General features: G+C 43.0%; 18 protein-coding genes and 1 tRNA gene. 2 read left to right on the top strand and 17 right to left on the bottom strand.

All coding sequences use genetic code 11. The features are described from left to right. Positions 1-17 precede the first annotated feature (17 nt). On the top strand, positions 18-614 hold the full coding sequence (locus tag ACLPIE_RS00280) for a GNAT family N-acetyltransferase (protein WP_430258617.1): 597 nt from the start codon (positions 18-20) through the stop codon (positions 612-614). A gap of 42 nt (positions 615-656) precedes the next feature. Here the strand turns inward: ACLPIE_RS00280 and ACLPIE_RS00275 are convergent, their stop codons facing one another. Then, the gene (locus ACLPIE_RS00275; protein WP_430258615.1) at positions 657-1,730 is read right to left on the bottom strand and encodes an NAD(P)H-dependent amine dehydrogenase family protein; all 1,074 of its coding nucleotides are present in this window, start codon (positions 1,728-1,730) and stop codon (positions 657-659) included. A 355-nt stretch (positions 1,731-2,085) separates the two neighbouring features. On the opposite strand from ACLPIE_RS00275, the gene ACLPIE_RS00270 reads away from it, so the two are divergent. After that, positions 2,086-2,162, top strand: a tRNA-Ile gene (locus ACLPIE_RS00270). Between the two features lie 239 nt (positions 2,163-2,401). On the opposite strand, the gene ACLPIE_RS00265 is transcribed toward ACLPIE_RS00270, so the two are convergent. From ACLPIE_RS00265 to ACLPIE_RS00190, 16 genes are all read right to left on the bottom strand, one after another. After that, the gene (locus tag ACLPIE_RS00265; protein ID WP_255456454.1) at positions 2,402-2,527 is read right to left on the bottom strand and encodes a hypothetical protein; all 126 of its coding nucleotides are present in this window, start codon (positions 2,525-2,527) and stop codon (positions 2,402-2,404) included. Between the two features lie 142 nt (positions 2,528-2,669). After that, entirely contained in the window at positions 2,670-3,404 is a 735-nt protein-coding gene (locus tag ACLPIE_RS00260) for an outer membrane protein (RefSeq protein ID WP_144140893.1), read from the bottom strand. A 397-nt stretch (positions 3,405-3,801) separates the two neighbouring features. After that, entirely contained in the window at positions 3,802-3,990 is a 189-nt protein-coding gene (locus ACLPIE_RS00255) for a hypothetical protein (protein WP_072063288.1), read from the bottom strand. Between the two features lie 41 nt (positions 3,991-4,031). Continuing rightward, the gene (locus ACLPIE_RS00250; RefSeq protein WP_076914184.1) at positions 4,032-4,868 is read right to left on the bottom strand and encodes a DUF932 domain-containing protein; all 837 of its coding nucleotides are present in this window, start codon (positions 4,866-4,868) and stop codon (positions 4,032-4,034) included. A 96-nt stretch (positions 4,869-4,964) separates the two neighbouring features. Continuing rightward, complete coding sequence (locus tag ACLPIE_RS00245) at positions 4,965-5,399, bottom strand: antirestriction protein (protein WP_164527732.1); 435 nt, start codon at positions 5,397-5,399, stop codon at positions 4,965-4,967. 240 nt (positions 5,400-5,639) lie between these two features. Then, complete coding sequence (locus ACLPIE_RS00240) at positions 5,640-6,050, bottom strand: antirestriction protein (RefSeq protein ID WP_430258612.1); 411 nt, start codon at positions 6,048-6,050, stop codon at positions 5,640-5,642. A 91-nt stretch (positions 6,051-6,141) separates the two neighbouring features. Then, the gene (locus ACLPIE_RS00235) at positions 6,142-7,014 is read right to left on the bottom strand and encodes a GTPase family protein (protein WP_430258610.1); all 873 of its coding nucleotides are present in this window, start codon (positions 7,012-7,014) and stop codon (positions 6,142-6,144) included. Between the two features lie 456 nt (positions 7,015-7,470). Next, positions 7,471-7,959 (bottom strand): hypothetical protein, encoded by a 489-nt coding sequence (locus ACLPIE_RS00230; RefSeq protein ID WP_226617111.1) that lies wholly within the window; start codon positions 7,957-7,959, stop codon positions 7,471-7,473. A gap of 13 nt (positions 7,960-7,972) precedes the next feature. Further along, positions 7,973-8,665 carry a coiled-coil domain-containing protein gene (locus tag ACLPIE_RS00225; RefSeq protein ID WP_136134715.1) on the bottom strand — a complete coding sequence of 231 codons (693 nt, stop codon included), beginning with the start codon at positions 8,663-8,665 and terminating at the stop codon, positions 7,973-7,975. 12 nt (positions 8,666-8,677) lie between these two features. Continuing rightward, entirely contained in the window at positions 8,678-10,231 is a 1,554-nt protein-coding gene (locus tag ACLPIE_RS00220; protein WP_136134716.1) for a formylglycine-generating enzyme family protein, read from the bottom strand. After that, positions 10,221-11,462, bottom strand: coding sequence for an ABC transporter permease (locus ACLPIE_RS00215; protein WP_136134717.1), 1,242 nt, complete (start codon positions 11,460-11,462; stop codon positions 10,221-10,223). Before ACLPIE_RS00215 ends, ACLPIE_RS00220 begins: the two co-directional genes overlap by 11 nt. Then, positions 11,437-12,129 carry an ABC transporter ATP-binding protein gene (locus tag ACLPIE_RS00210; RefSeq protein WP_136134718.1) on the bottom strand — a complete coding sequence of 231 codons (693 nt, stop codon included), beginning with the start codon at positions 12,127-12,129 and terminating at the stop codon, positions 11,437-11,439. Before ACLPIE_RS00210 ends, ACLPIE_RS00215 begins: the two co-directional genes overlap by 26 nt. Further along, positions 12,129-14,126, bottom strand: coding sequence for a vWA domain-containing protein (locus ACLPIE_RS00205; protein ID WP_136134719.1), 1,998 nt, complete (start codon positions 14,124-14,126; stop codon positions 12,129-12,131). The genes ACLPIE_RS00210 and ACLPIE_RS00205 overlap by 1 nt, the downstream gene beginning before the upstream one ends. An 8-nt stretch (positions 14,127-14,134) precedes the next feature. Continuing rightward, positions 14,135-15,133 (bottom strand): hypothetical protein, encoded by a 999-nt coding sequence (locus ACLPIE_RS00200; RefSeq protein ID WP_136134720.1) that lies wholly within the window; start codon positions 15,131-15,133, stop codon positions 14,135-14,137. Between the two features lie 4 nt (positions 15,134-15,137). Further along, positions 15,138-17,861 carry a putative virulence factor gene (locus ACLPIE_RS00195; protein WP_136134721.1) on the bottom strand — a complete coding sequence of 908 codons (2,724 nt, stop codon included), beginning with the start codon at positions 17,859-17,861 and terminating at the stop codon, positions 15,138-15,140. Beyond that, entirely contained in the window at positions 17,858-20,851 is a 2,994-nt protein-coding gene (locus tag ACLPIE_RS00190; RefSeq protein ID WP_136134722.1) for a virulence factor SrfB, read from the bottom strand. The genes ACLPIE_RS00195 and ACLPIE_RS00190 overlap by 4 nt, the downstream gene beginning before the upstream one ends. Positions 20,852-20,853 lie beyond the last annotated feature (2 nt).

Genomic DNA, 20,853 nt, shown 5'->3' with positions numbered 1-20,853 from the left:
TCGAACAGGAACTGACCATGAAAGAGATTTGCCAAGCAATCACTTTAGAAGGTGAATATGTTCGCCTTGAGCCTTTATCTCACCAATATGACACCGAACTTGCAGAAACTATTCGGCGAGATGGGCTGCATAAATTGTGGTATGCCCTAGTCCCTGAACCTGAGCATTTTACTCAAGATGTTGAAAGCCGCCTTGAACGTTGGCAAAAAAAGGAATGTTTACCTTTTGTGGTTATCGATAAGCGAACAAATAAACCTGTAGGCATCACGTCATATAACCGTGTGGATAATGCAGTGCGCCGTGTTGAAATTGGGGCAACTTGGTATGGCGCAGAAGTACAGCGCACCATATTGAATACAGAAGCTAAATATATGTTGTTAAAACATGCGTTTGACGAATTAAACTGTGTTGCAGTGGAATTTCGGACTCATTTCTTAAATAGTCAAAGCCGCCGTGCTATTGAACGGTTGGGGGCAAAGCTTGATGGTATTCTTCGCAACCATATGAAAACTAAAACAGGTGAACTACGTGATAGCTGTGTTTACAGCATTATAGAATCAGAATGGCCTGCGATAAAACACCATTTAGAATGGCAAATGGTGAAGCCGCGTTAACGTAATGGTAAGTAGCCCACCAACAGGTGGGCTAAAGTTGAATTATAGATACTCATGCATTGGTTTCGTCATATAGACGTTATTGGGCATTTTTTCTGTCGTGATATAGCCTGCTGGGCTATCAATGAGAGCGGGAATACGATTTACTAAGTTTGCACAGGTTAACTCTACTGTCGCAGGGTTGTTGACCTCAATACTGGTATCTGGCTCACCAATCAACTGCCAACTGTTTTTATCACATTCATCAGCGGTCAAAATCTTCCCAATACACTCTGTTTCAAGGGTAACACCTTCAGCAGTTTCGGTGATCACGACTGCGGACAAGCCAAGTACATCACCTTTTTTTACGGTCATTTTTAAGGTATCTGAATAGATATCTTGTTGGGCAATCTGTGGTACACAGCGCTGAGTTTGGCTCGTGATGGTGAGTCCAAGACGGCTACAGAGCCAACCATTTTGTGTCCACATATACGGTGGTGCATATTCACCGCTTTCAATTTTTTGTGAAATCACATCATAGGGTAAGTCATTATAGTTACCAATTTGCTTATCGAATTCATCAACAGTTAAGCCTGCACCATGACCGATGGCTAAAGCAATACCATAATCTTCAACGTTATAGCAGCTAGAACCTTTGATTTTCACCAGTTTATGCATTGAGCCTGCTAAGGTGTCGATTAACACACCCCAATACATATCTGGGTAGCCACTACCTGCTAAGGTACAGTTATTTTCTTTTGCTAATGCATCAAGTTTTTGGGTAATTTTAGGTGATGAATTCCACGGATAAAGGGCTTCTTCCCCTGTTGAAATGGCATTAACGCCATGGCGTGCAAACAAAGAAAATGCGTCTTCTAAATCTGCCATGGTACTCAGTGTGGCAATGATCCCAACATCCGGTTTTAATGCTTCAAGGGTTTTATCTGCTTCATGAAGCGGCTGAACTTTGACGCCGGTTGGTGTGGTTCCTGCTATTTCGCCTATATCTTTGCCTATAACAGCGTCATTGATATCAAAAGCCGCTACAACTTCAGCGCCATGCTCTTGCAAGTAACGGATCAAAAATTTACCCATTTTTCCGCAACCATATTGAACTGCACGTACTTTTTTCATCATTGTTGTCCTATATGCGAATTATTTATACCCCATATTGTGAGATCTAAATGATAAGATTGTTGTTCTGTATCAAATAATTCAATAAAGGATGTTTAATAAAAAAGGTTTCCTTTATGTTATTATTTATGTTGATAATTTAAACTAAGGTAGTATCAAGTATCACTTGTATGTCTGTTAGGTATCTCATCAAGGACGGAAGGTGTATTAAGTTGCAAATTGAAACCTAAAATAATAGTTTTTCATTATGTGATGGCTTTAAATTATAGGTGTGGTAACTGCTTTGCACACAATTTCACCATACAGTTTCGAAATACTAGACCTAAGATAAAACTGCAAGTATAATCCCTCCCACTTCGGCCCCTTAGCTCAGTTGGTTAGAGCAGTCGACTCATAATCGATTGGTCGCTGGTTCAAGTCCAGCAGGGGCCACCAAATTTATCAAGGAGTTAGATGTTAATCATCTAACTCCTTTTTGTTTTTAGCTGATTTTGGGTCAGGTAATGGGTCAGGTAAGGTTTTGGGTCAGATAACTACAGATTTAGACTTCTAGCTTAATCTTATTCAAATAAGTAAATTTTCGATTTAATGATTGAGCTAAATGTAGTGATTAAAGGAGAGGTGAATAAAATAATACTCACCTATTACAATAGTTACATCAATACTTCACACATTCAAATATCCCCAATGTGGACCTTATAGTGATTGGCGATGATGACTGTAAAACCGAATACTAGCACTAAGCTAATGATGAAAAAAATTCGTTCAACACCTAAACGAATATGATTAATTGAATTCATTTTTACCTCTTTTTATTACAATTTTTTTGTGGTTAAAATTTAACCGCGGTTGTTTTTTTGTTTAATCAATAAAATAGCCAACATCAAAAAGGCATGTTGGCTAGGTAAGTTGAGGGTAATCTTTAAGGCTGAATGACAGAGATTAAAAACGGTAAGTCAAACCAAGCATGATATCGTTGGCCTTCACTTTGATTTTTGACGTATTTTCCCCATCACCTACCGCTGTCGTGATGTCGGCTTTTCCGGCATCTAAATAGCGATAACTCAGCCCCATATCCCAATCGTCATTGATGGCATAGTTCACCCCCGCACCGACACTCCAGGCAAAGTTATTGGCGGTATGCGTGTGAGTATCATGCAGAGAGAGTCCTGGGGTATAAGCATCAGCACGGGTGGTTTTAAAATCCACGGCCGCATAGCCTAGCCCGACAGAGATATACGGCGTGAAATTTGAGCTATTTTTAATGTCGTAGTACCCATTGACCATTAACGTATTGAGTTTGATTTGGTTTTTAATATCACGAGTTTGATGTACGCCATTACGCACACGGTCGCGGATATTGTAGGTTGAATTCGCTTTATCACGCGCCATAAACTCCAATTCAGCGCGAACAGGGATATCAAACTGATTGGAAAAGTCATAACCTAACGCAAGTCCACCACCAAATACGCCAGTACGATGGCTATCTCCATTTTTTGTACCATTATCACCGGCATCAGCATAGCCGCTGTAGACAAACTGCTGGCCAGACATTTGCACAATGGATGCGCCCATTTTACCCGTGACATAAAGCCCCGTTTTACTGTCATCCGTGTTAGCGAATGCTGGTAATGAAATGCACCCCATTAGGGCGGGAACAATAAACGCTTTTTTCATGATTGATTTCCTTTTAATCAATATCACATTAAGTATGGTTGAATCGCGTTATGTCAGTGGAAGGCATGAAAGATTTGACTCAATCACCTTAATATCACTGACATAAAGATAATTTAGCGTGAGACAGTTTAACTTAATTGATCTGTTTTACCTATTAATAATTAAAATACGATCGGTTATATCGATCGTAACTATCAATAAACGGTTATCGATCGGCGTAATCGATCAACTGTTGTTTCGGTGCTTAAATAAGAAAAAGAGTTGATGAGAGAGTGAGTCAAAATGGACAGGAATAAAATGATGTTTAAAGAATGCTCTCCTTTATTAAATAGGTTGGTATGCTCGATATTATCAAGCACCAAAATACGGGATAAGTCTTTATGTTAGCGCTAACGCTTTATAAGCAACGCCGTTTCCTCATGTTATCGATATGAAAACCGAACTCCGTTAAGACCCAATGGTTTGATGTATGCCAGTGGATTAAGCCTTTTTTCTCCAGCGAGTTGAGCGTCCTTTTGTTGCTGAGTGAGCCATAATTGAGTTTCACATTACCCAAGGTTTTTAGTTGACGTTCTGATAGTTTCATCGCGTTCACCGTAAGATTCGATTATTTAATGTTTACTGTAGCTATAGTTGTTCGCGTCCAGCAAAATGAGCATGCATTTGTTCTGTCAGTACCCACAACGCTTTATTGAGCTTAATATCCCCATCAATTCCATTCACTGAACGCGTGCGAGCGCGTTTACCTTTGGCATTCCTGCCTGATAATCCTCCCTTGATTAAATTTTCCTGCAAACGTTGGTACACTGTCCAAAGATCGTCTTTTTTATCTTCAAAGCGGCGAGGTTGTAACACTTGGGCTTCAGTGATCGGTTGATGTTCTTCGCCATAACGATACATGAGAGCGGCTTGGGCGAAGATCTGTTGTGCTGGTGGCGGTAATAGTAAGGACTGCATTTGCTCACGTTTTTCAGCGATAGCATCAAACGTATCTAACACTTCATAAGCCCCTTCAATGACTTTATTCACCACATCGCCCTTGTGCGGTACTCTCACTTCACCAAACGTGTCACCGCAAACGAGGCCATTACAGCAAATGGCTCTAAAGAAGCCGGGTAACATTTGATAGCTACTTGAGCCATCATGGCTATTGAGTAAGATGATTTCAGGCACTTGATTTCCTGTAATTTGATCATGGCGTCGAAGTCTTAACATATGCTTGGTGTGCTCTCGGCGACTAGCATCACGTACACGAGTCTGGCAAGCAAAGAACGGATAGAAGCCTTCTTTTTGAAGACTATCCAATAAGGTAATAGTTGGGATATAGGTATATCGTTCACTTCTGGATTCGTGTTTTTCTTCTGAAAATACGCTAGGTACTGTGCGGAATAATTCTTCAATGGTTAGCGGGCGGTCACGACGAATAGAGCAAGCATTGCCAAAACGGGAAGCTAAACGAGACATATGGGTTCTCCTCAATAATTAAACTGATAAATCATTCGATAAATGGATTAAATTAAAGATTGCTGGTGGGGGAAAGATAAAACCGTGACTGATAAATCAGTCTATAAGGCGAAAGATTTGAGCTTGCTCCGGATGCTGTATAGCGTAATCACGCAACAGATAAAAATATTCCACCAGCACAGGGCTTTCGGTTTTAAATGACCAGATGCTATACACCAGTAAACAGACAGCAATACCGGCTGCTTCAGGGCTTAACTCAGCTTCATTTCCGTTATGCGGGTTAAACATTTGCAGGGAGGTTTCGAGCATATCAGGCCAGATAAATGCGCCGCCATTAGACAGCATACTGAACTCCCAGAAAGCACCTTGATAGACCTCACACATCTTATCCATCAGATTAAAGATATCGCCTTCAATACGTTGCCAGTCTGGCACAGTACTAAAGTAAAAACGCCAGAAGGTACTACGACCACGGGAATTGACGAGGTTGGTTTTGATAACCGTTGATTCTTGCTCTTGTAAAGTAAACATAATAGAACTCCAATTCAGTCGATATTGATAGACAGTAATAAGCAAAAAAGCCCTACACCTTGCGGTGCAGAGCTTTCTCGAAATGATAGGTATATTGAGTATCATTTTTAGTGACTCATTCTGATGATTGATTCACTAAAATAATATAGATATAAAAATAAATGTAAGTTAATTAATGGGTTAGTCTGATGATGCTTTTATAATGAATCAGATAATACGAAAGCGTAAATAAGGACGTGGTTAATCGATTAGATTGAAAATGGCGGAACGTTCTGGGTGTTGCGCCGCATAATCACGCAATTGATAAAAGCGATCGACGAGGATGTCACTTTCCGTTTGAAATGACCATAAGCTGTACATCATCAAACACACGGCAATGCCGACGTTGGCTTCATTGTCGTTATGTGGGTTGAACAGCGTCAGTGTCTCTTGAGGTAAATCGGGATAAATAAAAGCGCCACCATTGGATAAGGTGCAATATTCCCAATATCCACCCTGATAGTTATCACAAAACTGCCCCATAGTGGTAAAGATGACCACTTCAAAGGTGCTCCAGCCTTTCACGCTTCCGAAGTGGTTGATCCAAAAATCCAGGCGTTGTTCATTGGGGACGAGTGTCATTGCAATAGCGGATTCAGTTGTATTATTCATCAGTTGATACTCCAAGAAAAAGAAATAAAAAAGCGTCAATCCCGTTAAGGACTGGCGCTTGATGTCATCAATGTTGTATTAATGTAAGAAGCTAAAAGAATATGCTCCACAGGGATTTAGCAACGGATACGATGCTATTTTTGACTGTATTCATCGTTCCTTTTATTAATGCAGGCAGGGGAAGGATATCTATCAGAGTATTGACGATATCACTGACGCATTGCCCAAAATCGTTACGTGCGGCGTTCTCCACGGATTGCGTCCGGTAAGGGGTGTTCAGTTGCCTAGCTACCCCGCTACTGGCTTGCGCCGGTAACGCCTGTATGAGTTGCTCTGCTAATTCAGTGAGTTGATAGTTTTCGACCGCAGAAACTGTTATCACAGGATGATGTGGCTTAAAGGCGGTTATGACGGCTTGTTGCTTTAATTTTAAGTTATAGGTCTGCTCTGAGGATGGTTGATGCTTGTATTCATCCCACTGGCGACAAGGCTCTATTTTATCGGCTTGGTTCAAGACAAATAGAAATTGATTAGGCTGGTAACCGCATTTCTGCGTGAGAAAGCGATAGCACTGTTCATCAGAAGACCATGCTCGGTCATCGGCCTTGAGTACCCAAATGATTAAATCGAATTCCGGTAATAAGTTGCGATAGAGCTGGTGGTACTCTTTATCCCGCTCAAGGCTTTCCCCCACGCTGGGTAAATCTACAAAAGTGAGAGTATGGTTGTTCATCGTCATGCTGAAGCGTTGGGCTTGGCGTGTGCAGCCTGAAACATCACTCACAGGTGATAATGACGATTGAAACAGTGCATTGATCAGACTGGATTTTCCCGCTCCCGTTTTACCCATCAAACCGATGATGGGAGAGTAGTTGATTAGGTGACTGAGTTGGTTGAAAAAAGAGGTTTGGAATGAAGTCGGTAGAGTCGATAGGAGGGTTTTAAAGTGAGCGTTCTGATGCATATTACTCCTTGAAATAAAAGAAAATGATAGCTATTCAAGGAGATAATATATATCTGAGATTTTTTGTAATAATGTTGATTTATAAAAAGGATCTATAATGACCAATCCCAGACTGCAGCTAGTATCAGTGTTAAGTGGCTGAGTGAGCTCGGGTTAGGGTATTAATTAAGTTTTTTTGGAATGCTAATTCAAAACAAGAGAATGCTGCGGTACAGTATAGCCTCGGTGTTATATATGGACATGGAAAAATAGAGGAAAAATTAAAGTACTTGCCAAAGCCTTTATAGCACAGTTTGTGACGAAGGAATTCAATAAGCATTCGATGCATATAAATTACTCAATAAATAAAGTGTGAGAGCATTTTGAATTCGATGTTACGGTCGATACTAATTTGAGGAATAATTAGGGCTGGTGGTCATGTTAAACCACTCACCCTAATGTCTAACGTGTTATCACTTATTTCAAATCTAAATCTTTTTGTAAATCTAAAACTTGGTTTTTTAAACTCTCTAATTCGAGTTGTTTTTGCATTACGGAACGTTCGGGAGCGTTCTGATTTTCCTTCATTTTTTGGTCAATAGAATAGATTTGATTTTGAATACTCTTACTGTTTTTAGATTTGGCTCTTGCTTGATTTAACAAGTTATTGATTGAATTGTTTAACGCTTGCTGGCTTTTCTGTTGGCTTTTTAAGTCAGCATTGACTTGGCGTTTTTCATTTTCAATTGCCGCAAAAACAGCTTTAAACTCATTATTTAACACTTTCTCGTGTTCAAGTTTTTCCTGTTTTAACTCAATCCTCTTATCGTAAGTGCCAGAGTATTTGCAGTTAAATTTGGTAATAATATTGACGTCACCAGTTGTGGGGTCGCAATCTTCTACGTTGGTCGCACAACCAGAAAGAACCAATACTGAACCTAATGTGATTAACGGTAATAGCTTCAAAATATGCCCTCAATTAGCTGATTTTAATAGCAGTACGCTGAGAATACAGGCTATCTAACTCTTTTTCTAAAGACGTTACTTGCGTTTTCATTTCCGCAATTTGTGTATCTAACTGCGCAGTTTTCATACCTTGTGCCGTACTTTTCTCAGAAATTTCTTTCCATTCTATTTGACGTTTTTTCATGTCTGTCAGAGATTTTTGTAGAGAGGCAATGTTGGCATCAATACCTTTCAGTTTTTTCTCCGCCGCTTTTTGGTCTAAACGTTTTTGGGCAATGGCTTGGTTGATTTTAGCCAGTTCGCGTTTGTCATCAGCAATAACCGATTTTGCGGTGCTGGATGCGCTTTTTAGGCGTTGGTTTTCTTGCTGAATATCCGCAATCATGGCATTTAACAGTTGCTCTTTGTTCGAGTATTTTTTGCGTTGGTTATCAAGGTAAGCGTTCGTACCGACACCAATACCGCAACCAACAACTGCCGCCGCAATCATACACGCTGTTCTGTTATTACTATTTGCGGTTAAACAGGCGAGCGCACCAACTGCCGCGCCACCCATACAAGCGGTAACTCCGGATTTACTGAAAAACTCAATGTCTTCATTTTGTGATAAACGCGGGTCAACATCTGGTTTTGAGCGAGTTGTTTGACACCCTGTCAATACCATTGTGACTATCAAACAAAATGTACCTATTAATTTTTTATTCATTTAGCGTAATTCCTATTGTTGTTTTTTACATGTATCAAGCCATTCATTTCTTGAAACTTTTCCATTCTTCCAATAACCATCTAAGTTAGAAACATAAGCCGAGAGGTAGGTTTGTAAATTTGATTTTCCTCTGGCCTCCATCATTTGTTTAACAACGTTAACTTGAGACTTCACTAAGGATGCATCGTAGGTTGTGGCCATATCGACTAAGGTATCTGCGTAGTAATTCACCACAAAATCCAAGGCTTTTTTGTGCTCTTCAAGTTGTGATTTCCGTTTCTCGCAAGTACCTTCGGCAGCATTGGCTGCACAATTTTTTTCATATAAATCCGCTAAGCGGTCATAAAACTCGCCATCATCTTTGAGTTTGGTACACAAAAATGCCCCCAACTGTAATGAGGTTCTAATCGCCTGGTCGCGTTGCTCATCTCGTAATTGAGCGTTCGCTTTCAGCTCATCTTTTAACTGTGTTAATTTCTGTTTGATTGCTTCATCCTGCACTTTTGCTGAGATGGCGCTTAGGTTATTAATAGAGCTACTTTTAACCTGTGGTTGGCCGTTAGCCGGGGATGAGTCTGAACCTAATTTAAGCCACTCTTTTTCAATCTCTTTAATGCGATCTCTTGAGGTTAAAGTCGGTGATACGATGACAAGGCGGAAACCTGTATACTTATTCTTGGTTGGTCCTGTATCGGTGTAATAGGCTTCTTCTTGTCGCCAAGCACTGCGGATATCACTTTCTGGGGTTAAATAGCTTCCGCCTCGCACGATGAATCCACCGGCTTGCCCATGTTGGCGATCCAATTTATTGAGTCTAAACGGTTCGAACATCATCTCGGAGACGTTACCTAGCATATCGTGCAGCCCTAATGGGTTAGGGTGTAGCAAGCCTGTAAGCTGTAAATCTCCATTGGCGGATTGAGCACCTGCCGACCAAACATAGTTACGAATACCTTCAGGCATAGGGAATCGGGTGTCACGGAAGTCGGATGCAGAAACAGATAATCCACCCCTTTCGGCGAACTCCCATTCTGTTTCCGTCGGGAGACGAGCAAAGCCTTTCGCACCATCTTCAACAGGCAGGGCGCTCGGGTGTTTCTCGCGTAACCATAGGTTGTATTTATCTGAAAACTGCATTGCGTCATACCAGCTCACATTGACTTTCGGTAAGCGCAATTTATTGGATGGAGTAGGGCACTCTTTCCCTTGCAGCGTATTTTCTAGCGCAGCGTATTGAAGATCGGTGACAGGGTATTTCGCCATTAAGAAATAACGGCCTTTATTTTTCTCTGTAAAACTTCCTGCAATATGCTCGGTTCGAGTCTGTTCTAGATAGCCCCAATCGTCCCCTTCTTGGCCTAAAGTAATATTGTAATCTTGCAAGGGTTGATTCACGGGGATAGCGACTTTACGAAAAACCATGCTGCCCTCACAAGGGAATGGCAAGATAACGTCATCCGGCAACGCTTTCGGGTTAAAGAATTTCTCTTCCCACGGCGCGGCATAAGTGATTCCGCTGTGCAGTAAAACGAATGACAGTGTGATTAACGCTATTTTAGATTTCACGTAAGCTCTCCGCAGGTTGTATTTTCACTGCACGTAACGCCCCAATGCCTGCAACGCAGAGCGCGATAAATAACGCAGTAAATAAAGCGATAAGGATGTTGATTGGCTCAAGTCGGCACACAAAGGCGTTCTGAGGTAATTGTTCGCCCAATAAGCCAGTGAACAGATAGCTGCCGATAAGGTACAGCAAGAAGCCAATAAAGAAGGCGATGCTGGTTAAGAGCAAGGCTTGAATGATGATATAGAAGGTCACGGCCAACTGATGAAAGCCCAATAACCGCAATACGGCCATGTCTTTACGTTTTCTATCGATGTTTGCTAAAAATGCACCAATCAGGGACGCGATGCAGCCAAATAGCGAAATCCACATGATCACAGAAAAGATAATATTGAGTACGTAGGTGATGGCTTTAACGGAATCAATCTGGCTTTTTTGTGTTGTGACTTCAATATGTTGCTCATTAAACCAGTCATTGATAGGGGCTATTCCATCTAAACTGCTGGCGTAGATGCGGGCTTTTGCAAAGCTCTCTCTGACTTTGGGCTTTTCGCCGTCCGTGATATTGAACTGAGGAACTTGGTAGCCATCTCGGTAATCTTCCATCGCAATCAGCACGGATAACGGCACAAATGCGGCAGGACGAGAAAACTTGGCATCGCTAATAATATCGACCACGCGAAAGGACTGTTTTACGCGCTCGCTGTTGTTATCTCGTTTGCGAGTGATCACTAGATTCACTGTATCGCCTTTGTTCGCGCCTAATTTTTCAGCGGCGCTGGTGGAAAGCACCAGTGTGTTTGCTTCAACAGGAGCCGTCACATCACTGAGCAGCGGGTCGCCTTTTGCGGTGGGGATAATTTCAGCGTTAGAGACAAAATGTTGGCTATCGGCAACAAGATCAGCTTGGGTATTTAAACTGCGCGTTTGAGGAATAACAAACTGGATATCAGGGTGTTTTGATAGCTCATCAAACCACGATGGTGGGTAGTTTCCATTCCCAATCATGCGTACTTCTAAGTTTCTTGGGTCGTTAAGTAATTGATTATGAAGCTGCGTGATAATGCCGTTTTTTAAGCCGAACAGCAGTAACAGTGGGGCAATGACTGATGTTAATGAAAAAATAATGCACAGGGCGACCTTTCGGTCATGGAGTAAGTCCTGCCATGCCAATCGGCTAAGTAATGAAAACTTTGTTTTTATGGCACTATTTTTTTCTAAAGACACTGCCATTCCCTTCTATTTCAGCATGATATTGGGTAAAGCCAAACTGCTCTACCAGCGTCCAGTCATGGCTAACAATCAGCGCGCTCAGGTTTAAATTTTTCACCATTTCAATAATTAATGAATACAGGGACTGCGCATTTAGCGGATCAAGTGCCGCGGTGGGCTCATCAGCAAGTAACAGAGTCGGTTGATGGGCGATGGCTCTGACAAATGCCACGCGCTGGCGCTCACCGATAGAAAGCTGATGGGGATAATTATTGAGCAAATGGCGTAATTGAAGGTGATCAATTGCAAAATCTAGCCAGTCAGATTTTGTGGATAAGGAGAGTATTTTTCTCGGCAAAACAATATTTTGTTGTACGGTTAAATAAGGAAGAAGCCCACCATTTTGCAATACAAAACCAAAATGCGTTGCCCGCAACTGTGCCAAAAACTTGGCATCATCATGCAGAACGGCTTCGGTAATATTGAGCTCTGAGGTCAGTTGGTAATGGGTGAGCTGATCAGGTTGAAGAATCAACCCAATAATTTCTAACAATGTGCTTTTTCCACAGCCGCTTAATCCCGTCAATGCGCATACCTGACCGGGCTCAAGCACGAGAGAAGGTAGGGTGACATGAAAATCACGTCCCCCGTCATTTCGTGTGAGTGACAACTGCTCAATGTGCAACATTAAGGAAGGTTTTCCAAAGGCACAGGGTAAACATAGTCACGAGGATCGCTATTCGGTGCGAGTGGGATCCAACGGTCAATATCTTCATTATAACGTTGATAATATTGAAGTTTATTGTTGAGTCGACGAATGAATTTCTCCTGCTCTAGCCCATCCCAGCTTTTCCACGTTTCTTCATCTAAACCAAGAACTTCACTGAGATACGGCAGATTTTCGACATACTCACCCAGTAAGCCCATTTCGCTGAGTTTAGTCCCGGATGCTTGTTTGATTTGCTTAGGATCGTTCCCCATGGTGGCGGCAATAGAGCGCAGATTTTCAAACATATTATCCGGCGAAATCATGCCTTCGTTGGCTGCATTCACAATCTTCTTCATCACTTCGCTGAGGTCGCTCAGTTCGCTTTTGGTCAGCAACACTTGGACTTCAGTGGTGGGTACGTTCTGCTTCAACACATCACGGTCGCTGATCCACGCTTTGAAAACACTTGGCGCTTTGGTGCCCTGTTTTTCACCTAAATACGCAAGGCGCATGGCGTAACCAAGATCATGGGCATCAGAGAGCATCGGTTTGGTCTCTTTGTCGTTGCCATACTTAGGATCGGCATTTAAGGCGCTGCCAATGCCTTTTTCACCACGATAAGCCATCTGAATTTGAGAGGTTATTGCGGATGAAAGGCTGTCGACCATCTTCCCAAAACTTGCAATATCACCAGAGTTAATCGGGTAATAAAGGGATTTATGAATATACGGGTTCAAGGTTAATGCTTCATATTGCGCCTGTGCGGAAGCATGGTTTTTGCTCCCTGACGGAGTTTTTAAATGCAATGTGTAGAGCGCCACACCGCGGTAGGCGGCTTCTTGGCGAATTTGTTCTGCATCTAATTTTGTGGAGGAAAGCGGGTCATCCGCAGGCAATGCCCCTGCATCCGTAATCAGGATGACATAGCGCGCCCCAAACCGCGTCCAATCAATTTTATCCAGCGCCATCATCACACCGGCATAGGAATCTTCATCAAATCGACTACTGGATACTTTGGCTTGTTTTAACTCTTTCACTTTTGCAAGGAAATCAGGCCCATCTTTCACATCATTTGGGTTTACGTACATTTTCGCATCATATTCCAAGCCTGGGACAGCTTTGATATTTGAACGGAATGCCACTAAACCAAATTTAACGTTATCTAGCAGATGGTCTTTTTCGACCTGCGCATACACTTTTTCGATGGCTTCTTTGGTACGGTCGATATATGGATCCATAGAAATAGTCGAGTCAATAACAAAGACAACCGCGGCCGAGAAGCCCTGCATCATCTGCTCTTGGTCAGCGGCAGATGCTGCATTGGCTGGCGATGTTTGAGCTGATGCTGCTTGGGATGGTGGTGTTGAGACCGATGCCACTTCCAGCATTCTGACTTTGTAGCCCGCTTCTGTGAAGGCTTCATCGGATTCTAAGACGGGCAGAAGATAGAAATTCTTTTTCTGATCGACAAAGTTATCCGGTTCACGGGCAAGTACCGCCGGATTGGCTTTTTTATTCGTCACATCGGCCAGTAATGGATTGTATTTTGTATCCGGTTTATCCGAATTCAAAATGTCCTCAAGGGTCGCTTTATCTTTTAAAAATAAAGTTGGATTACGCCCAGCGGGGTTAGTCATCGCGAGGGTTAATTGCATTTTCCACTCGGAAGTACAATCCGCTTTCATCCAGCCACTGGTTTTCCCGAATTGGTCTGGCCCCACATGCAACCACTCGGTTGCACCTTGGTTTTGGCGCTGATAAACATAGAAGCGGCTGAAGGCTGGCTGCTCTTTGCCTTTCGTGGCAATTTTGTCAGAAAGTTCACAACCGGGATAAGTTAACACCCGCTGATAAAGTGTTTTCTTGCCAGCTTGCAGCAACGGTTTTTGTTCATCCGCATAGGCGGGGCTGCTCAATACGGCGCTTGTGAAAGCCGTACTTCCAAGTAAAAAGCCTAACCATAGAAACTGTTTCATATTGACCTCTATTTCTTTAAGGCTTCTAAACGGGCTTTTGCATCACTATTTTGCGAGTCATTATTCACCGTGACTTCGTACCAATAGATGGCTGTTTCTTTATCTGGGGAGAAACATTTTCCGGATGACGCATTATTCGGGTCATACTCTTGGGCGTATTTAAAGGCGATTTTGGCATCTCCAGCTTGCGCTTTGTACGCATACAAACGCTGGGCGATATCACATTGGTTATTGGCTATAGCCGCATCAATGGTCGAGACAATCTCGACATCACTCGGGTGGCTTTTTAAGCAGTTTTGTACGAATGCGAGAGCTTCACCGGACTTCATACTGTCAACGCTACACGCCCCTTCAATACCATTGGCAGGTGCGTATGTTTGAGCCGGTGCAGCTGGCGCTGGCTCTTCACTTTTGTTTTTGAACAGAAAAAACCACACCAGCGCGGCGATAATTAGCAGCAATATCAGGGCGATGATAATGCCCATGACTGGGGATTTTTTGGTTTTTACAAGAGCGACTTTTTCAATAATCGGTTCAGGGGCTGGCGGGATCTCCGCAACGGCTTCAACAGGTTCAATGATGGGTTCAGGTTCGATATCATCGATGGTATCAATGGTAGGAACAACACTTCCTCCAGATGGAATGACATCTTGTTGTCCCTGAGCGAGTGAACTTAAAACACCATTATGAATTTTAAGTGTTCCCTTATCTTCATTTCCTTCATCATCTTTGAGGGTGAATCGATAGGCCATTTGCAGGTTGCTGACCAGCGGGTCAACAAAGGTTTTATCAAGAACAATATGTAAATCATCGCCATTTAACTCAAATGAGAGTTGAATTTCAAAGGCATTACCGACCCACTCACCTTTGTCATTGAGGTAGTTACCATCTTGGTTTCGTTGGATGGTTAAGCTGACATTTTCATGCTCGCCATCCCAATTACGGATGGTCAATAACGCGTTGCCAGGGCGAGCTGGTTGTAATGGCTTTAATTCTGGATTAAACACAGTTTCACTCCAATGATGATTTCATCGATTTAATAATTTGGCCAAGTTGAGCATTCTGCTCAGCGCTAATTTCTCGTCCCGCAGAGTGACCTGCGTTTTCTTTAATGACGGTATCGAGAGCGATTAACCAGTCATAAACAAATAAGAATGTGTAATTCAGCGGTGTGGCTGGGAGGCGCACAAGGCGCTCGTCATCGGCCCATTCCACGCTATTGCGGTCTGGTCGTTCAAAGATTTTTTGCCCAACGTTCACTTTACTGTTTGGACGTAAAACCCCATCGTCTTTGAAATTAAACCAAGTGATGAAATCACCTAAAATATTATGAACGCGAGACACTTGGGACTCCGCTAATTTATCTCGCAGAACACCGACTGTTTCTGTTCCTGCCAAGGCATTCACCAGCTTTTGCTCTAGTTGTAAGCGGGAAATGGCAGTGATCAGCTCATCGACAAACGTCACCATGATCTCTTGTTCGATATTAAGGTAAGTCAGTAACGTATTATTATCCGGTAAACTGCGTAAATGGTTTATCCAAAGCGCAATGACTTTTTGTGGGTAAATGATTTCATACCCATAGCTTTGTGGCTTATCGGTTTCAGGGGCCGAAATGGTAGCAGGCTCATCACTAAACAGGTCGATACCGCCACCAAACTCGTTGGCACCCAGTGAGAAAATCGAGACGTTTTGTGGCTCTGCGTCAGACTGTTTCGGGTCTTTGATTTTGCTAAGCGCATTTTCTTCTTGCATGTAAAGCTCATACAAGTCTTTGCGGCTCGGCATGATGTAATCAATAAACGCCCCTTGCAGATAAGGCACTTTCTGCATGAAACGCAGGATGGATTCGGAATTTTTCGCTTTGACTAATAGCTCTTCTTCACCGCCAGACTGATACCATTTTTCAAGGTGATTACCGATCAATTCTTTTCTTAATTCATCAAGTTGCTCGCTAATGCGCTCTAATTTCAGTTGTTTTAATGCAACGGTTTCGAGGTAGTTAGCCAAGCGGGACATACCACCATCATTGAGCTGCAACATACTGTCCCAGGATTTACTGGTATCGCGAATATGTCGCTGAACAAATTCATCTTCCACATAGGTTCTTTTCATTAATTGGAGATGTTCTGTGCAGCTATCATCAAAGGCAATTTCTTCCTCATTCTGCATGCGGATAAATGAGGTCGGAACGCGAGGTTTGCGTACTAAAAAGGTGTTATCAAATGCGCGATTATCAACCCAATCAGACATCCAAGGGTATTGACCAAAACGCTCTAACATTGCCATTTTGATCATGCCACCTTTACCCCATGATTGGCGTAAAAGGGCTTCATTGAGCGAGAGTGACTGAGAGATGCGTAAGTCAAACATGGTCATTGCCCAGATTAATCCACATGGGCGTTTAGCGCGGGTTTGTGCGTCTTTACCTTGGGTGTTGTGGATCCATTCTGTGAGCACGCCGCCCACTTCTTTGACATCGGATTGTTTGGTGGATGCTGTGCAGACAACCAAAACGTTCATCTCTTGGTTATCCGTGTAACGCTCGAACAAATAAGAGACTTTTCCACGTAAAATTAATTGGGCGAGTGGGTTAGCATCGTCACTGTCCACCGCATTACGAATGCCACTCATGGACTCAACGCCCAGTCTGCCTCGGTAACCTGGGAAGTCTAACAGTTCAACCTGCTCAAAAAGTGGTTTGCTTGGGGTATCAAGCAGTGGGATCACCACTTCAACGGTCAACGCGGTCAATTCTGCAATAGAGAGCGACACCGGTGAGCCTGCATGCTCCCCTTCGATTGGGCAGACTTGAATATCGCTATCAATGCTTTTATTGAGTCGCTCAAGCATATCGACGTTCATAATACTGTCCTCTTGAACGAGGACACCATTGCGCTCTTTGACTAAAGATTCGAGGGGAGCGAGGACAATTTCAGCGTAATTTAATTTCGCCAAGGTGCGACTGAAGATTTCGTAAGCTTCTGTTAGCTCAGGAATTTCACCCCATAAAATGGCGAAAAGTTTTGCCCGTTGTGAAATTGATAGGTACGGTGCCAATTCAACGGCTTTTGGCCAATAACTTAATGCGAGTTTTTTATGACTGTTTTCTGCGTGACGTTTTAAATAATCCCATAAAGAAATCATGTCATCGTGGGAGATCCCCGCCACTGGTGCAGAGGCGCGTTGCTGTTCAAACTGAGTGAGTAACTGGGATAATTTTTGCTCGTCTAAAACGTAATCAATTTTTTCTTGGTTAAAGTCATACAGATAAGCGTTCGCGAGGATTTTAATAATTTCCACTTCGTTGAATAAATGTAATTCAACGGGGTGGCTGTCTGTGCCTTTGGTCGCTGAGCGCGTAAATCGAGTGACTAATCCAGTTGCCTCTTTTCCGCCGCCGGGTGGGTTAATGTGGTCAATGAAGTCCAGCTCTTTACCGGACATTTTGGTTTTTAAGCGTCCGTTATTGCCCGCAGCTAATGCCGAGATAAGATACGACTTCCCTGCCTGAGATAAGCCAAAGAAGCCTACCGACATCGGGCGTTGAGTGGCTGTCACCAAATTTTTGGCAATGTTTTTGCTGCGTCTTAAGCGATAAATAAGGTTATCAGCCTCAGTGTTTAGACGAGGAGCATGCTCTCTGACTGTGTTAATCCAGTTAATTGCATTATCGGCATTTTGGTAAATGGCATTCCAGCCATTAATCAGCTGTTGTTCATTATTCATACTCATTTAACTAATACACTCCCGCTGTCCATCCAGTAGTTGGTTTCACCGATACCACTGTCTGCTAATGTGTTGAGCTTGAAATTTAAATCTCGTGGTTTGACATTCGATGCATCCAGCATTTCAACCTCGGAAATCACAAAGCGCTCAAGGCTTACTGGGTTGTCATCGCGGGATTGTCGCTGCTGTTCGACTTGTAATTTCATGCGGATAACGCCATTTTCCACACTGAGCTTTTGAGCCAATTTAGGGTTCTTAATACGCAATGTGTAGAGTGGCGAAGCAGGCCAGCGGGCATTATTTAATTGTCTAAAGCCCAAGCGGACGGCACCTCGAGCTTCAAAAGAGGTCTGCTCATCGAGTTGATAGTCTGGGCGGTCAAGGTCAATATCTCGGTAATAGACGACATCATCGCTTAACGTATTATGGCTATCCAACATCCCCAAATAGCGAACGGTGGAATAAGGACGGAAATTCCCGATAGAAAAATAGAAGTTCAATAAGCGAGAATTTTCAGCGAGTAAGCAGAGCATAGCCCCTACCGCTGCGGTAGATTTTGGATCGTCAATCCGTCCTTTTTTATTAAAGGGATACCAACCACCTGTTTTATATCCATGCAAAGGTAAAATGCGGGATGGTGGAACCGGTTGCAGTAACTTAAAGAGTGCCTGAATGCCCGGTAAGCGGGAAGGGCGACCGGTTAGCAATAAAATATCGCAGGAATAGTAATGTAAAACCTCACATAAGGCCTTCAGGCTGGAGGTAATATTGATGCGTTGCCCTGAAATAAACTCCCCATGAAGCTGAGCAAAATTGACTTGCAAAGGCACATTGAGAATTGAAAACACATCGGTTGCGCCAAGCTCTTTATTGACGGCATCGTTAATGTAATGAAACACTTTTTGCGTTGGTTGCTGGGATAAAAACTCACCAAAGGTCGTGTTAATATTTTCGCAAATTTTCAGTGGGTTATAATTTTCGTACTGATTCAAAATCTTTAACCCAATTGGGCTGAAAATTTGTAATGTCAACTGCTGGCGCAAAACTTGCTGCCCTGCATCCAGTCCTTCACTACCAAAAAGGGAGGACATCAGCGCATCAGGGTCGGAGATACCCGAATCCAGTAATGAGGTTCGTAGTGCCGGCAATACGCATAAGCGAATGATATCTAATAGAATATCATCCCCCGCAATTTTGAATCCTTCACGGAAGAGCTGAGTAGGAACGATTTTAACGTTGCTGCCATTACCCGCATCTAATTTATAACGGGTGATCACCAGATCGGTTGTTCCACCGCCGATATCAATCGACGCGATTTTTAATACAGAATCCCCAGTGAGTGCTCGGTTATCATCGCGAACTTGGCTTTTAAAGAAGGCTTCAGTGCGTTCACCAAAGTGGATCTGTGTTTCGTTGTAGAGATACACCAATTGCCCGCAGGTGGCTTCATCCCACTTCACATGAATAGAGGGCAGCGGCGGGCGACAATCAACGTCATTGCCTTTAAATGTCAAGGGGTTATCAATCGGGTTCCAACCCATCGCTTTCCAAATCAACCCAAGGGCATTTTCCATGCAGTTTTCGAAGATCACTCTTTCAGGTTTAGGCATGGCGGGGGGAATGGTTAAGATAATATTGCGTAGCTGGCGCGGCGCACTGGCATGGTTCATTTTTAAACGCTGAGCCGAGCTGTTCATCTGGGTCAATGCTTGAGTGAGAACCTCGGTAAGCATGATGGTCATCAGTGAGCTGCGGGTATAGTTTGGTGTGAAAACGGGCATGCGATCATTTTCGTCTAAACGAAATAGCGGCTCACCGTGGTCGTTCAACAAATAGGTCATTGGGATTGCAGTTGCCAATGGCTCTTTTTCGGTTTGACCAAAAGAGCGGCTAAAACGCCATCCTGGAGAATAAGGGGTATCGTCCCATAAATAGCGTTTCGGGCTGGAAACCCCAGTAGACCCTTCAGTGCCAAGTCGTTGAGATGCCATTCTGTTAGCTTCGGGGCCTACACGACCAATTGTCGGCCACATAAAGGCATCATTACGTCCGCTGCTGACGGAAAAATCTTGCTTACCAAATTCAGCTTGAGCGAACTCAACACGGCTTTGGAACGGTTCGTTGTAAACATAATAAGGCCGGCTTAAATCGCGGAGAGTTAGCTCGTAAAGCTGGGTCAGGCCTTTATCATCGTTTTTATGATCTTCAATTAAGATCCCACAAGTACGTGAGTTTCCGACGTCTAAGATCAAATCCACTTCAATCGGTGGTTCTTGGGACTTGGTTTCATTCAGCTTCACTTCGGGTAACTTAATATTCTCACCCAGAATTTGCAGCAGATTGAGGTAGTGGGCTTGATGTTGGAACTGTGAAAGCGCCTCTTCCAATTCATCGTGATACATTCGGAGTATTGATGTTGCTTGTTCACTGAAAATTTCACGCAACCAGCTATCTACCCAAGAAAACTCTAAAAAATCTTCAACTTCGTGGCCTAAATAGGCGAGCGCAAAGCCAATTCCGGAGCGCACATCATCTTCATTCGGTGCGAGATAGGTGGTATTTTCGCGATTTGGCACGATTCTGGTATCAAACGCGACGACAATACGGTGTGTGTTTCCATCTTCATCGGGTTCAGGCAATTGGTGAAAAATGGCTCTAGCCCAGTTATATGGGCCGTTAGAAAATGATCTCGGTGGATTAAATCGGAAAAATGGCAATGGGATCCAAATATCATTCAGTAACTTTAATGACTCTTCGATGGAAAAACTAAATTCAGGCTCTGAGGCTGTCGGCATACTATTTTTAGGGGCAGGGAAGAAAAACTTGTCGCTGCGTTCATCATAGATTAAACGCAGTAATGGACCATTTTCGCCTTTGCGGGTGAACTCGCCATACTCTTTACGTTGGGATAGCGTAAAACCAAAATCCAAAAATTGGATATTGCTGTCACGAATAAGTGTGATTTTATCTTTATAATCAGTTAATTGCGCTAACATAG

Origin of the sequence: Providencia sp. Me31A (assembly GCF_050487165.1) — a bacterium.
GTDB lineage: Bacteria > Pseudomonadota > Gammaproteobacteria > Enterobacterales > Enterobacteriaceae > Providencia.
Note: the sequence above shows the minus strand (reverse complement) of the source record. Positions and strands in the feature narration are given on the sequence as shown.